At 29.1% G+C, this 15,485-nt stretch carries 10 protein-coding genes; all 10 read right to left on the reverse strand.

All coding sequences use genetic code 11. From position 1 onward, the window contains the following. Positions 1–36: 36 nt before the first annotated feature. The 10 genes from BW723_RS13945 to BW723_RS13990 all read right to left on the reverse strand — a co-directional run bounded on the left by BW723_RS13945 (position 37) and on the right by BW723_RS13990 (position 15,467). Positions 37–1,725 (reverse strand): ATP-dependent nuclease, encoded by a 1,689-nt coding sequence (locus BW723_RS13945; protein WP_068359884.1) that lies wholly within the window; start codon positions 1,723–1,725, stop codon positions 37–39. 270 nt (positions 1,726–1,995) lie between these two features. Next, the gene (locus tag BW723_RS13950) at positions 1,996–2,895 is read right to left on the reverse strand and encodes a hypothetical protein (RefSeq protein WP_068359882.1); all 900 of its coding nucleotides are present in this window, start codon (positions 2,893–2,895) and stop codon (positions 1,996–1,998) included. A 1,137-nt stretch (positions 2,896–4,032) separates the two neighbouring features. Further along, positions 4,033–5,478: a S41 family peptidase gene (locus tag BW723_RS13955; RefSeq protein WP_068360066.1), complete on the reverse strand. Its 1,446-nt coding sequence runs from the start codon at positions 5,476–5,478 to the stop codon at positions 4,033–4,035. 284 nt (positions 5,479–5,762) lie between these two features. Next, a complete protein-coding gene (locus BW723_RS13960) occupies positions 5,763–6,191 on the reverse strand; it encodes a UPF0158 family protein (protein ID WP_068359880.1) in 429 nt (142 codons plus the stop codon). A 72-nt stretch (positions 6,192–6,263) separates the two neighbouring features. Next, positions 6,264–6,443: a helix-turn-helix transcriptional regulator gene (locus BW723_RS13965; protein ID WP_237150083.1), complete on the reverse strand. Its 180-nt coding sequence runs from the start codon at positions 6,441–6,443 to the stop codon at positions 6,264–6,266. A gap of 175 nt (positions 6,444–6,618) precedes the next feature. Then, positions 6,619–7,632, reverse strand: a complete 1,014-nt coding sequence (locus tag BW723_RS13970; RefSeq protein ID WP_175335403.1) for an NAD-dependent epimerase/dehydratase family protein — start codon at positions 7,630–7,632, stop codon at positions 6,619–6,621. Positions 7,633–7,693: 61 nt separating this feature from the next. Then, the gene (locus tag BW723_RS13975; protein WP_068359876.1) at positions 7,694–8,263 is read right to left on the reverse strand and encodes a Crp/Fnr family transcriptional regulator; all 570 of its coding nucleotides are present in this window, start codon (positions 8,261–8,263) and stop codon (positions 7,694–7,696) included. A 294-nt stretch (positions 8,264–8,557) separates the two neighbouring features. Beyond that, positions 8,558–9,427, reverse strand: coding sequence for a carboxypeptidase-like regulatory domain-containing protein (locus BW723_RS13980; RefSeq protein WP_068359874.1), 870 nt, complete (start codon positions 9,425–9,427; stop codon positions 8,558–8,560). Positions 9,428–9,993: 566 nt separating this feature from the next. Continuing rightward, positions 9,994–11,316 (reverse strand): L-fucose:H+ symporter permease, encoded by a 1,323-nt coding sequence (gene fucP / locus BW723_RS13985; RefSeq protein ID WP_068359872.1) that lies wholly within the window; start codon positions 11,314–11,316, stop codon positions 9,994–9,996. Between the two features lie 101 nt (positions 11,317–11,417). Then, positions 11,418–15,467, reverse strand: coding sequence for a hybrid sensor histidine kinase/response regulator transcription factor (locus BW723_RS13990; RefSeq protein ID WP_068359870.1), 4,050 nt, complete (start codon positions 15,465–15,467; stop codon positions 11,418–11,420). Positions 15,468–15,485: the final 18 nt, after the last annotated feature.

Here is a 15,485-nt window from a genome sequence, read left to right on the forward strand (position 1 = left end):
AAATAAGCTTTTACTAGCAATTAATTTTATACGGTGTTAGTTGCTTTTATTTTTAAACAACTCATTAATCAATATATTGATTTCCGTAATTTTAACCTTGTTGATAGTTTCTAGAAGTAAATAATCGGAAAGGTTCAACTTAAACTTTTTCCTATAATAATCTCTTACTTTGCCTAATGCATTTTTACCAGCTATAACTTTATATCGTTCATTTTTATCAAGCCAAATTTTATCAAATACAGGTATAACTTCTTTAAAAATGGTTTTTGCATCAATTTTTCCAGGATAAAAATCTGTATGAAGCTTAACTAGACTACCTTGAGAATCTGTTTTTTCTTCTTCTGAATAGATTGTTTCTTCATAACTTTTGAATTCTGAATCGTCTTTGAATAGCTCTTTTAAAACTTTAGGATGTAAAAACATATTTTCAATTTCTTTCCCAAGAGTAAAGAATAGGTCAATGTTTTTCTTTTTAAGATCTACCTTAAGTTTAGTTAAATATTTTTCTGGATAATAATCTCTATCTAGAAGCATTGTACACTCAACATCTTGACCAATAAGTAATTCATATGCTTCTTTATAATAAATTGCTTTATTATATTCACTGAATCCATGAAGCGGTATATTAAAAGTTTTCTTCTTAATGTTTTTGGCAATGCCTGTAATGTATTTGTAATCATCCACATTTTCAGTAAAAACAATTAAATCAACTTCTTCAAATTGAGATGAGATGAAATTAAAATTACTGCCAATATGTGATCTAATTTGTTCAAGATTTTTTTTGTCATTGGTCAGTTTTATTTTGGGATTCCTTTGAGTTTTTCTAACATGTATTATATGGCTAATATTTACGTTATTCATTAGTTCAACTGAATGAGTAGCTATAATTATACTACCTGCAAAATATTGCCTAATAATTCTTATTAAATCATTTTGTTTTTCAGGATGTAAGTTAATCTCAGGTTCATCAAGAATCAAAATTGACCTTGATTTTAATCTCACTAAATGTGCTATTATTTGGAACCAAACTTGCAAACCTTGACCTGCCCAACTGATTTCTCTTTCAAATCCTTTTTCTTTGAAAAAACAACTAATTCTACTTTCATTAAAATAATCAATTTTATAATCAATTAATTGTATTCCTTTCCAAGAATTTTTAACGATTTGTTTAATTAATTCGAAATCGCCATCAGATAAATTTTGAACTAAGTGATTTCTAAAATGCCTAGCAGCTAAAGATGTATTTAAGTTTGCTCTTAAGTATGAGATGTTTTTGATTAAATTTTCCTTTTCGGCAATTGGACCTAATGGTGGGATAAATCCAAATATTGACTCAAAACCTTTTTCAATTCTTCCATCATATTCACAATATATTTTGTCAATAATAGGATCTATATAAATAGTCAAATTGAATTTTTTTTCGAAATCAGCTTTTATTACAGCGATGTTGTCACTATAATTATATACCATTCTTTGTATTAAATAATCTTCTGTATCCTGTTTCAGGAATTCATAATACAATGTTGAATTAACTTTAATTTCATTCCTTTTTTTATTTATAACTCTGAAAGCTGCATCAATAAGCTTTAAAGCTAATATTATGTTTGATTTTCCTTCATTATTTTTCCCTGTGATTAAAAGGCAAACTTCATCGTTAGTCGCGAGATTAAGAGTATAGTTGTAGAAAGGTCCAAACTTATTGAGTTTTATTTGTTTAATCTTCATTCAGATAATTTGATTGTTAACCTAATTGCAACTAACTATAGTATATGCATCACTTTTATCAGTTTATAAATACAAACTACAAGGGTAATGCTTCGTTTTAGTAAGTTTTATGCTTTGTATTTTTTTGTTAAATATATTAATATACAAAGGAATAACCAACTTATTTTTTTGGTTGTTGATTTTTTCTAATATTCTTTTCCATTGACCCATCGACTGCGCTTAGGATTGAGAGTTTGCACAAAACCCACATGAAGTTTAGCCGGTGTAGTACTACGTTTTTTTCATTTTATTTATAAGTGATTCTATAACTAATTCAATTAACAAATCTCTTTGAGTATATATCGTATCCCATTGTTCTTTATTCCAAGTATTTTCTTCTCGTTTATATATACCATGAGCTAAAATATGTCTCATATCATCTAATTTTCGATTTCTCAAAAGGCCATTTTGATTTTCAATTTTATTAATGATACTTTTTCGTATAAATTTATTTTCTCGACCAGGAGCATAATCTTCAGATAGCATTCTGTTAAAACTAGTTTTTAGATTTGTGGTTTCTTTATCATTAGACCAAAATCCTTCAATAAAAGAATATAAACTTAGTAGTTCTAGTAGAATTTCGTTAATTCCCGTTATTTTATAAATTTCTTCAAGTACAGAACTATATTTAACATTCAATGAAGATAAAATGTTAAAATATTCTATTGCTTTTTCAAATGTTGTAGGATTAATTTCAAGTCTTGAAAAAGGAGAACAGTTTTTATACCCATCCCAATTAGGCATAACAATAGCTCCCTTAGGTATATACTCTGATGTACTAGAAACTAAACTTGGTGAAAAATAAACAAGTCTTAAACATAATTGAAATAAATGAGTGAAATCTGTAGAGTTTTGATTTTCATAACCATTGAGTGCTATAATAAAAATCGAATTTATCGGCAATGGTGAGTTTTTTGAGTACATCATTCCATTATTAATCAATTTGTTATATATCCAATCTTTAAAAGGTTCTTTAAGTTTTTTTAAATTTTTGTAATCAGTTATTAATAAATCTATTTTCTGATTTTTAAAAATTATTTGCTTTTTGAATTCTTCACCTGAGAAATTAATGTTGTCAATTAACCAACATCCATATCGTATATTGTCTTTTAAAAAATGAATATCATTCATAAATTTTTACCGAAATGTAGTACAACTATTGTATAAGCATCACTTTTATCAGTTTATATATACAAACTACACGGGTAATGCTAGTTTTAGTGAGTTTTGTGTTTTACAATTTTTTTGTTAAATATATTAATATACACAGGAATAACAAATTAATTGCTAAGGTTTTTGTGTTGGTTGTTGATTTTTTCTAATGTTCTTTTCCATTGAACTATCGACTGCGCTCAGGATTAAGAAATTCTGAAACGAGTTCAGCATAGGCTTCGCCTAAAATCTAGACTTATTATTCGCTACGCGAGTTACCTACAACCAAAATACATTTTGGTTTTGGTAGTTCGAATTCTACCTCCTATTCCACTATCGCATCCAGACCGTTTCACTCTTTGGACGCTTACCGTTTCATAGGACTTGAATTGCTACGTAAACTATAGTATGTCGGGGTTTTTGGAGTTTAGAATTCTATTTTTTAGTTTAAAAAGTTTAACTCTTTTCTTTTTTCCATTGATGACCCTTCAACTGCGCTCAGGATTGAGAAATACTGAAACGAGTTCAGCATAGGTTTTATATAACATCTAAACTTACTATATTTGGGTTCAAAGTTTAACTCTTTTCTTTTTTCCATTGATGACCCTTCGACTGCGCTCTGGATTGAGAAACAAAAAAATCTAGACTTACTATACTTCACTTGAATTCTACCTCCTATTCCACTATCGCGTCCAGACCGTTCCACTGCGTTGAGTTCCCCAATCAAGTTGAGGACAGGCTTTGGACGCTTACCGTTTCATAGGACTTGAATTGCTACGTAAACTATAGTATGTCGGGGTTTGGAGTTTAGAATGCTATTTTAGGGTTTAAAGTTTAATTCTTTATTTTTTTATTGATGACCCTTCGATTGCGCTCAGGATAACGAATACAGCATAGGTTTTATATAATCTAGATTTACCACTTCCCTACACTAGTTACTTAGAAGTATAGTATATTTTGGTGGTTATTTAGGGTTTTGGGAACGGTCTCCTATAAGCATAGTAAGGGATTGGAATGCGATTAGTTTCGATTTAGTAACGACTTTTGCAAACACAAAGCTGCTATCATTTTTATCCTTAAACCCTTATTATGTTTATACAATGTTACCTACAGGCATTATTCGTTTAATATTTCTGATACAAATTTTATCCATTCATATTTTGGAATTTCCTTATCAATATAGTAATCGGGTTGAATACCTTTGTCATCAATTGTCATTTCAGGAATTCTCATACTTTTTGACAAACTATAGCCTAATTCAAATTCCTCGCAAGGTGATTTAACAAAATACATATTGGAAATGTCAAGTACTCCAGTCGTTGTTGTTCCAAACAATTTTACCTTTTTACTCTGTTTAGCTGCGAGTAAGAACTGTTCGGTCGTGCTACCATTATTCTCATTAATAATTATTCCAATGTTTTTAGGAAATTTATGAATTGTGTCAAAAGTTTCTTTTGTAATTGGGTATTCATTGAGCATCACAAATTCCCCAATATGCTTTGATAATTTATCGTATGATTCTTGTGCCCATTTTTTTCCTTCCTCATCAAAACCGTATTCTTCTTTATTTATAAAATCTAACATTCTTTGATTGTTCAGAGGCGTGGACAACATTTGTACTCCCACAGTTCTAATAGGATTAGTATATAGTATGGGTAGTAGTTCTTGGAAACTACCATCGCTTCCACCTCCATTATTTCTGAGGTCTATAATTAGATTTTCAGTTTTTAATATTGTTTCTTTATTGCTATTTATTACACTATCTATCTTGCTCTTTTCTGAACCCCAAAATCTTGGAATTCTTAGAAGAACTGTATTAGCATTTATTTTTTCAAAATATGGATTTTCAGCAGAAATTGCTTTGAAATACATTTCAATTTGTGGATCAGGCTTAGTTTCAGGGTAAATTCTTTCGAGGGTAATAAAACCCATTTCTAAGTAATTGTTACCTAACATTTTTGCCGATTTAAAATTTTGAGCTGAATGGTCTCGCATATAATATGTAGAAGACAAATCCTCTTTTACTCTCAATTTGACCTGCCCTTTCGACCAAAATATCCCGTCAGCTTCTATTATGAAACCTAAATATTCATTTCCAACTTTTTTTATTCCAATTTTATATGGTTCAGATACCCAAATTCCCTCAAAATCATTCTCGTTTTTCTCCTTTAATTGATTTTGAAACTTTTTTAAATCAATCTCAACTTTCTCCCAATCTTTAAAACTGTCAATAATCTCTTGATTACTTTGCTTATTTTCAGATTGCGATTGTCCTTGATTAATTCTTCGGATACCAATGTGTCCAGAACGAAAAAAAGTCATCCATTGATAAATTACCTGTGTACATTCAACCGAATTACCGAGTTTAGCTATTTTTTCAAGGAAGCTTTTATTATGCTGTTTATAGGCTTCTTCTCCTTTATTGTCAATGGCAAATTGAAATCCTGCATCATTTTCTTCAAAGGTTTTCTTCACCCATTCAAAATTTGACATACAATCGCAATTCTGAGAAAATGAAAACAAAGGGAAGAATAAAAGTAATGTTAGTGTTAATTTCTTCATTTTAATACTTTTCATTAAAGACTTCATTTTTTAATATTTGTTACAGTATTGTTCTGCTTGTAGGTAACTATAGTAAAAGCATCACTTTTATCAGTTTATATATAGAAACTACAAGGGTAATGCTTCGTTTTAGTACGTTTTATACTTAGCATTTTTTTGTTAAATATATTAATATACACAGAAATAACAAATTAATTGTTAAGGTTTTTGAATGGGTTCAGAGTTTAAAGTTTTTAGCTCTGAGTTCTGAGTCTAAAGTTCAAATCAATTCCTTATGATCTAAATTATTTGATGACTCTGACTAATTTTTTTTCTACTATTTTTTCTAACTCTTTTTTCTTAAATTCAAACCAACTTTGTTTAAAATCAGAATGGTTGATTTTATGCTTGAAATTCTGAAATGGTTTTTTATTTACTAAAGTGTTTTCCAATTCCGTCTTTAAGTTTTGGTCCGGTAACTGCTCAACAAAAAGCTGCATAATTTTAAAAGACTCAAAGCTTTCTAATGTCTCGAATTTTATAAAATCCGCTTTATGTTTTTCCACCTTTTCTAAACTGTCACTAAAAGCCTCTGTAAATTCATCATCTTCTGGAAAATGTAAAAAATTGGGGATCGCAACAATTTCGTCAGTTTTAGAATTGTAATAACAGTCAAATCCGCAATCCAATTCTTGTGCTATTTTCTTTATTATTTCTAAATGTCTTTTTTCCATTAAATTGTTTTTCTTGGATATTGTTCCACTTGTTTTTCTAAACCCTTTACAATTAGTTTTAATTCGTTGTTGTTAATTATAGGCTTCCATTACTGAATAGCCTTTTCCTACTTTCGTTACAACTGGAATCCCCGATTTTTCAAGTGTTTGAATGTCTCGAAAAACTGTTCTGGTACTTACATTGTGTTTTTCGGCAATATTCTTTGCATTTACAATTCGTTTCGATTGTAATTGAGTTTGGATTGCTATCAATCTTACAAGGCTCTGTTTTTCTTTGTCCATTCGGTTTTTTCAGCTTGTTGCCAACTTTTTGTGTAAGCGTTAATAAGGGAAAAAAGTGTTCGTATTTTTTCTCTGACGCTACTAATTTAGTAAAAAGGGCTGAATTTACGATAGCGAATTTAGCAGTTATTGCGTTTACCTATTGCTATATGCCGTTTTCTTTTTTCCAATCGGTTTTCAAATATTTTAAAGCATCTTCTAAAGCTTTTCTTGAAGGTTTAGGATTAAAATCTAATTCTTTTCTTGATTTACTAATATCATAATCTTGTTTTAAGCCATAAAACATATCCAAGTAATGTCTTTGTAATAAAGGTTCTTTGCCTGTAAGTTTACTGCTAAACTCCATTAAACCTGCTACAGAGTACAATAAACATTTTGGTACTTTTTTAGGTGTTTTTAGTTTAAGTTCAGGATATAATTCTGATGCTATTTTTACCGTTTCTTGTAATGTAGTATGTTGTTCATTCGATAGAATATAGCGTTCTCCATTTCTACCTTTTTGCATAGCGTTATATAGACCAAAAGCTACATCTTTTACATCAACCCAATTTAAAGTTACGTTTGTATCTACAGGTATTTCTCCATTTAAAACTTGGAATACTAGATTGTTAGAATAACTTAATTTATAGGCTTTAGAACCAATCATTGCAGAAGGTAAAACAAGAACAGTTCTAATACCATATTTTTCACCCAATTCTAATGCTAGCTTATCTGAATCATTTTTAGAATTATAATACCAGTTTCGTCTGTCTTTGTTATATCCATTGTCCACATTTGCAGGTAATTTTGTGAAATCTAAACTTGCTACAGAACTTACGTAAACGATATTTTTGATGCCACACTCTTTAGCAATGTCAAACACGTTTTGAGTTCCTTGCATGTTATTATCATAAATTTCCTCTTTTGGATTTTTAGCCCACATACTAAAATTAGCAGCCACTGCATATAGGTCTGTAACTCCTTGAAATGCTTTTTTTAGAGATTCTCTGTCAGTAATATCAGCTTGAACAACTTCACAGTTTAATCCTTTAAAAGGTTTTGTATTGTTACTATTTCGAACTGTTGTTTTTACCTTTTGGTTATTGGAAAGTAAAAGTCTAATTAGATTGTTTCCTAAATGACCATTTCCGCCTGTAACTAATGAAATTTCATTGCTCATAATTCTTAAATTTTGTTTGAGCAAATTTAGATACCTTTTAAGAGGTTAGAAATAACATTTGTTAGAAAGCGATTTGTTTACGGATACGACTTAAAGATTGAGGTTCTATTCCTAAAAAAGAAGCAATATTATCAATAGATACATTCAACGCTAATTTTGGATACTGATTTATAAATTTGAGATAACGTTCTTTTGCCGTTAAAATTTGAAAGTCTTTAACACGCTCTAGTTTACAAGCTAAATGTTGGTTGGTTACTTCTTTGACAAAGATTGCCCAAAATTTTGTTTCCTTTTGTAAAATGTCGAAATCAGGCTTTGCTATTTTTATTAGATTACAATCTGTAATGGTTTCATAATAATCTACGGATGGGGTTTCTGTCATAAAACTATCTAAGGATGTGAAAAAATCTTGTTCCCCTACAAGATGCTGTACCACAATCTTTCCGTCAATATTTTGATATCCTTTTACAATTCCAGTATCTAAAAAATAAATGTATCGTTCCACTTTTCCTGCTTCTAACAGATTAGTTTGAGCTGGAATTTGATCAGAAACGAAATACTTTTTGATTAAATTAATTTCGTTTTGAGTTAACGTAATTTTTGATTGTATGTAATTAATTAGATTTTCCATTGTTGTGTTGTAATGGTATATAACTATTGTTTAGGCAAAACTTTTATCAGTTTATAAATACAAACTACAAGGGGATTGCATCTATTTCACATTTTTTTTGTTAAAGATATTCATTCACAAAATAATAGCAAACTAATTGTTAAGGTTTATGTGTTGGTTTTTGAATGCTGGATACTGGGTGTTTGGTTTAAGCATTATTGTTAGCAAATAATTACTGACAAAGAAAATCCGATAGGACTTGTGCAAGTAGGCTAAAAGCAAGCAATTAATTTTGTACGTTGTTCTAAGCAGTTTTTATTCACACATTGCATTTAAATAAAAACTCAAATTTTGTCCTCCTTTGTTCCAACTATCCATTGCTTTTTCTCTGAAATAGGCTGTATGAGTTGGCGAACTTGCTGTTGAAATCGCAAAATACTTACTCTTTTCATTTACTTTTACACTTTCTAGCCATTGAATTGTTACTGCAACCTCTTCGATTTCTTTGTTAAGAAAAATTTCATAAGGTTCTAAATCGACTGTAAACCAACCCAGAAAGTTGTCTTTTATTTCGAACACAATATTCTGTTGAATTATCAAATCTATAGGAAGTCCGTCTTTAATTCTATAAAAATTTACCCTGAATTTTAAAGATTTAAAGTCATTTGAAGTTATATTAAAATTCAAATTTTTGATATGACAATTTCGCCTCATTTTAAATTTCATTCCTCTTTCTTTACTTAATCGGTCGTCAACATCTTTTTCATAATATGAGTAAAAATTTGAGTGCATCAATCCAAGTCCTTTCGACGTTCTTCCTATTTTTTTAGATTTAAGTTTTATTTTTTTTGAGCTAACAACTACTTCATCTAATTCCATATTTTGGGGTTGAAGTAAAATGGGTTTGTTTATTTTATTTAGTTTCGATACCAAGTATTTTTCAGTTTTAAAACCAATGTATGAAAAAACCACAGTGTCTTTTAAAGATACTTTGTCATTTAATAAAAGCTTGAATAAACCATTGCTATTAGAAACGGTTCCTACAGTTTTGTTTTTAATTCCAATATTAACATAGGCAAGAGGTTCATTATTCTCGAAATTCCAAACTTTTCCAGTTATTGTTTTTTCTTGAGAATGAACAATTACACTTATAAAAACTGATATTATAGCGAAAAAAAAATTCATAAAAGTCGCTGATTTATGTTTAGTTATCAATGTTAAAAAATCAGAAATAATTATTAGTTAAGAATTTAATAATTGGGAAAATCTTAAGATTCAGACGCTGATTTTGTCGATTTTGAAGCTATCCTTAAATTGCTTACAATTATTGTATAAGCATAATTTTTATCAGTATATAAATACAAATTACAAGAGTATTGCATCTATTTTAGATTTTTTTTGTTAAAGATATTCATTTACAAAGGAATAGCAAACTAATTGTTAAGGTTTATGTGTTGGTTTTTGGGGCTTTGAGTTATGAGTTTAAAGTTTAAAGTTCTGAGTTCAATATTTAAAGTTCTGAGTTTAAAATATAGTATCTAATTTTAATTTTAGTAGTTTGAATTCTACCTCCTATTCCACTATTGTATCCAGACCGTTCGTTCCCCAATCTAGTTGAGGACAGGCTTTGAACACTTACCGTTTTATAAGATTTGAAGATGGAATATTAAACTTTTCTGACTAGTACAAAATTGCTCAAGTAAATGGAGAATTAACATTACAAATTGGTAACCAAGCGTTATTTGAAAATATTATAAATCAGTAAATTTAATATTAAACCCTTTATAAACATACAGTCCATACCAAGAGATAAACAGAAAGCATAACAGAGGTAAAATAAAAGAAAAATTAATTTCTGAAACCCCTAAAATTTTAATATCATTTACTTTATTACCTCCAAAATCTATAATAATACCTTGTAGTTTTGGCATTAACGCACCACCAACAATTGCCATAATTAATCCAGCAGAACCTACTTTAGATTGTTCTTCTGTTAAATCTCCTAATGCAATACCGTATATTGTAGGAAACATTAAAGACATACAAAATGAGACTGCAACCAGGCTATACAAGCCTACTATGCCTTCTATTACAATAGCGCCAAATGTAAATACAATACCCATTAAAGCAAAGTACATTAATAATTTTCCAGAACTTACAAATCTTAATAAATAAGTACCTACAGTACGACCAATAGTGAACAAAACAAAAGCAACCATTTGATAATAACCTGCAGTAACTGCATCTATTCCAATAGCCTCAGAATATTGATAAATATATGTCCAACACATGATAAGGCATCCCATATGAAATATTTGTGCCATAACACCTAAAGCGTATTTTTTATTTCTAAAAAGAGATTTAAAGGTATCTCCTATTCTTGGCATTTTACCTTCATCTTTAGATTGTGGCATTTTACTTATTAAAAACAAAATAAAAATCCCAATTAGTACCAATCCTAAAATTACATACGGGTTTCTTATTACTAATAGATCTGAAGTTTTTATTAAAATTTTTGAAGCTTCATCAAGTGTACTAAAATCTTTAATATCATCTGACTGTAAATTTTTTAAAACAAATTGTTGGGCAACAAATAAACCCACAATTAACCCAATAGGATTAAATGCTTGAGCTAAATTTAAACGTTGTGTTGCTGTTTCTTTAGCTCCCATTGATAAAGCATACGGGTTTGCAGCTGTTTCTAAAAAAGCCAAACCAAAAGTTAAGATGTACAAACCTAAACAGAAAAACCAAAATTGTTCTGTAATTGCAGCAGGATAAAATAATAAGGCGCCTGTTGCATACAAACCTAAACCAATTAAAATACCCACTTTATAAGAATATTTTCTCATAAACATTGCAGCTGGTAAGGCCATACAAAAGTAACCGCCATAAAAAGCCATTTGTACCCATGCAGCTTGTGAATTTGATAATTCTAAAACTTTTTTAAATGCTTGTACCATAGGATCTGTAACTGCATTTGCAAAACCCCAAAGGGCAAATAAAGAAGTTACTAATATAAATGGAATTAAAATTTCTTTAGAAACTACAGGTGGTTTAGACGAGTTTTTCATATATTTTATTTAATAAGTTTAGTATATTTTTTCAAATATGCTTATTAAATAGTTATGGAACCAAGACAAATTATTCAAAAGTATGGATAATTTTAAATTAACTACTTTATTAAAGTACTTGGGGCGTGACCAAACTGTTTTTTAAAACATCTACTAAAATATAAAGGATCATTAAAACCAACCATATTGGCAACTTCAGAAACGTTGTAATTTTTTGTTTTAAGAAGTTTTGCAGATTTTTTTAAACGAATAGTTCTTATAAATTCATTAGGAGACATGTCTGTTAATTGTGTAATTTTTCTATAAAATTTAGAAGAACTCATACCTAACTCTTTACATAAATAGCTCGAAGTTAATTCTGGATTACTAATATTTGTTTCTATAATATCTTTAATTTTTGAAATTAAATCGATATCTATTTGAGAATGCGCTAATGATATTACATCACTTTCTGGATCTCCAGAAAATTTTTGTTTTAAATCGAAATGAATTTTTATAATATTATCTATTCTTGTTTTAAGTAGCGCTGGGTCAAAAGGTTTTACCAAATAACCATCTACCCCAATTTCGTAACCTTTTATTCTATTTTCATTTTCGGCTAATGCTGTGAGTAAAATAACAGCTATATGACTTATATTTTCATCTGTTTTTAATTCTTCTACAAAGTGAAAACCATCCATGACCGGCATCATAACATCTGCAACGCATAGTGCTGGTTTTATTTTTCTGCAAACTTCTAAACCTTCCTTACCGTTTTCGGCTTCATAAACTTTGTAAAAATCAGATAAATATTCAACCACATATTTTCGTAACTCAGGATTATCTTCAATCACCAATATTTTATGCTTTATATCTACATTGGTTTTTGCCTTTTTTACCTTTATGTTTGTATAAGATTGTGCCACTTGGTTAATAGAAACTAATTTTTCTTCGTTTGCTTTAGAAACTGTAAAATTAAATATATCATCATCAGAAAAAGCGCCTAAAAAAACAGGTAATTCTACCGTAAAAATACTGCCTTCATTTGGTGTACTTTGTACTTTAATTTTTCCTTTATGAATATTAATTAAAGCCTTAACAAAAGACAAACCAATACCGGTTCCGGTGGTATTATCTTTACTATTTTGCGCTTGGTAAAATCGTGTAAATATTTTTTCTTGACTTTCTAAAGGAATTCCAATACCATCATCACTTACCTCTATAATCAGTTTTTTATTCTTTTTTCCTTTAAAACCTATAAACAAATCTACGTTTCCATAATTATTTGTAAACTTCATCGCATTAGATAATAAGTTATATAATATTTTATTATACTTATCCATATCTATCCAACATTCTAAGTTTTTTTCTTCAATATTTATATTAAAGTTGATGTTTTTTGTTTGAGATAATTCTATAAAAGAATTAAAGATATTTTTGGTACCCGTTAAAATATCTACTTTAGAAATTTTAAGCTTTAATTCTCCAGTTTCTGCTCTTCTAAAGTCTAAAATTTGATTTACGAGTCTTAGTAACCGATTGGCATTTTGGTTTATTAAATCGCCTCTACTTCTTGTATAAGCATTTATACCTTCTTGATCTAGTAATTGTTTTACAGGACCTAATATTAATGTTAATGGTGTTCTTAACTCATGAGATATATTAGTAAAAAAACGCAATTTTTCGTTATTCAACTTCTCGTCACGTTCTCGTTTTACTTTTTCTAATAACAGTTCTTGTTTTAAGTTAAAACGTATTTTAATTTGCTTTCTTAAAAAATAAACCAAAAATATAAGTAATAATATAATGATGGAAATCCCTTTATAGGTTAACCAAAATGTTTGTAGTACTTTAATTTTATACGATGAAACCTCACTCCAATTACCATCACTATTACTAGATCTAACTTTAAAAACGTAATCGTTAGCATACAAGTTGGTGTATTGTACTGTTCTAGATTCATTGTTTGTATCTATCCATTGCTTGTCAAAACCTTCTAACATGTATTGAAACTTGTTCAGCCTTTCATTGGTATAAGATGGTGTAGAAAACTGAATTGAAAAGTTTCTATTCATATAATCTAATGTAGCCTCTTTACCGAAGTTTAAATCTTTTGTAAACGGAACTTGGCCATTAATATTATCACCAGGAAATACTTCTTTATTCTGAACTTTAAATTCTGTAATTATAGGTTTTGGAGAGTACTTATTTTCTTTAATAGTATAAGGAGAAAACCAAATAACCCCTTCTTTACCGGCTACATAAATATGTGTATTATTAAAATTATAAAAACCGCTAGAGCTAAAAACATCTAATCTATTACCGCTATTTACATGATAAGCATTTACAGTTTTAGCCGAAACACTGTATTTTACAATGGTATTATTATTCATATTTAACCACAGATCGCCTGTATTATCTGCAGTAATATTTGTAATCCATTTACCTTCGTACTCTTTTAATTCGGATATTGTTTTAAAATTGTCTTTATCAGAACTATACAAGGCTAATCCTTTGCGAGTTGCTGCCCATAAATTATTATTTTCATCAATAAACACATCGCTCACATTTTCATGAGGCAAAGTAAATTTGTTATTAGGTTCATGACTATATTGCTTTGTAATTTTTGTAATGAAATTATATTTTAACAACCCTGCCTCTGTGGCAAACCATAGGTTATTATTATTTTTAATTATTTTGTTGATGTTAAAATTTGGTAATAATAAACCATGTGTTTTTTTAGGCTGTAATGTTTTAGCATCTAAAACCTTGGCACCTCCATAAGCACCGGCTATAATTGTTGTTTCATCATATTTTACAAATGTAAATATGGGGTTATTTACAAATCCAATATTTACTACTTTAGAGCTATTTTTAATATAGTTATAGACCAATATTTTACCACTCCATAAACCACAATAAAATATTTTACCATCGGTAGAATAAATACTAGCTATATTATATTTGGTGTTGTGTAGCGGAGAAAAATTTTTATCTTCAGAAATAAAAAGTCCGTTGTGCCATGTAGCGACTATAACATTATCATCAAAAGTTTTAGAAAACCCTCTAACTCTTGGCGCTTGATTGTCTATATATAATGAAATATCTTTATTTAAGTTGAATTGATTTTCATAAGGATCATACTTATCTAAACCATCTTCGGTACCAATCCATAAAACACCAGAAGCATCAAAATATAGCGCAGATATAAGGTTATCTACTAAAGATGTATCATCGGAAAGTATAGAATAATGCCATTGAAAATATCCTTTAGAGATGTCTTCTAATTGATTACAAACCAAAAGACCACCCAAGGTTCCTACCCAATACTTACCATCTGGAGCACGAGCAACAGATAAAAAATACGGACCAAGATTTTCGCGTACGGTTTTACTTTCTATATATAAATTGCTAAAGGTATTTGTTTCACTATCTAATTTATACAAACCAACTCTTGTACCCACGAATATGCTTGAATTCGCATCTTCGTAAATAAAATTCACATAAGGGTTTTTATCATTTGAATTTGGTATGTTTAAAGAATATGTTACAAGTTCTGAAATACCACCTTTAGTATCTAAAGAAATTCGTGCTATAGATCCTGAACCAAAACTACCAATCCAAATATTTCCTTTTTTGTCTTCGAAAATCTCTTTAATATATTCAAACCCTGGTAAATCAATTTTTTCGAAACGGTTTTCTTCTGGATAAAACAAAAACACACCGGCTGTTTTTGTACCCACCCAAACTCGTTTAAACTTATCGACATGAACCGAACGAATTTCCTCGTCAGTTAAGCTATTCGGATTATCTTTTTCTGGTAAAAAGGTGCTAAATGTTCTTGTATCTGTTTTAAAAAGAGTTAAGCCTTTTCTTGTGCCTATCCATAAATTATTAGAAGCCTCATCGAGTTCTAAATCTGTTATATCATCATTTAATAATTCATTGTTATCTAACGATGAACTTAAATATGATTTAAATTGATAGCCATCAAAACGATTTAATCCTGAAAATGTACCTAGCCACAAAAAACCATGTTTATCTTGTACAATATGTCTAACAGAATTATGAGATAAACCATCTGTATCGTTATAATGTTCGAATTTTAAATTTTGAGCATTACCAACAAAAAAAGGAATAAAACAAATAATTAAGGCAATATACTTCTTCATAAATTAAAAATTCCTGAA

It is taken from the genome of Polaribacter reichenbachii (assembly GCF_001975665.1).
GTDB lineage: Bacteria > Bacteroidota > Bacteroidia > Flavobacteriales > Flavobacteriaceae > Polaribacter > Polaribacter reichenbachii.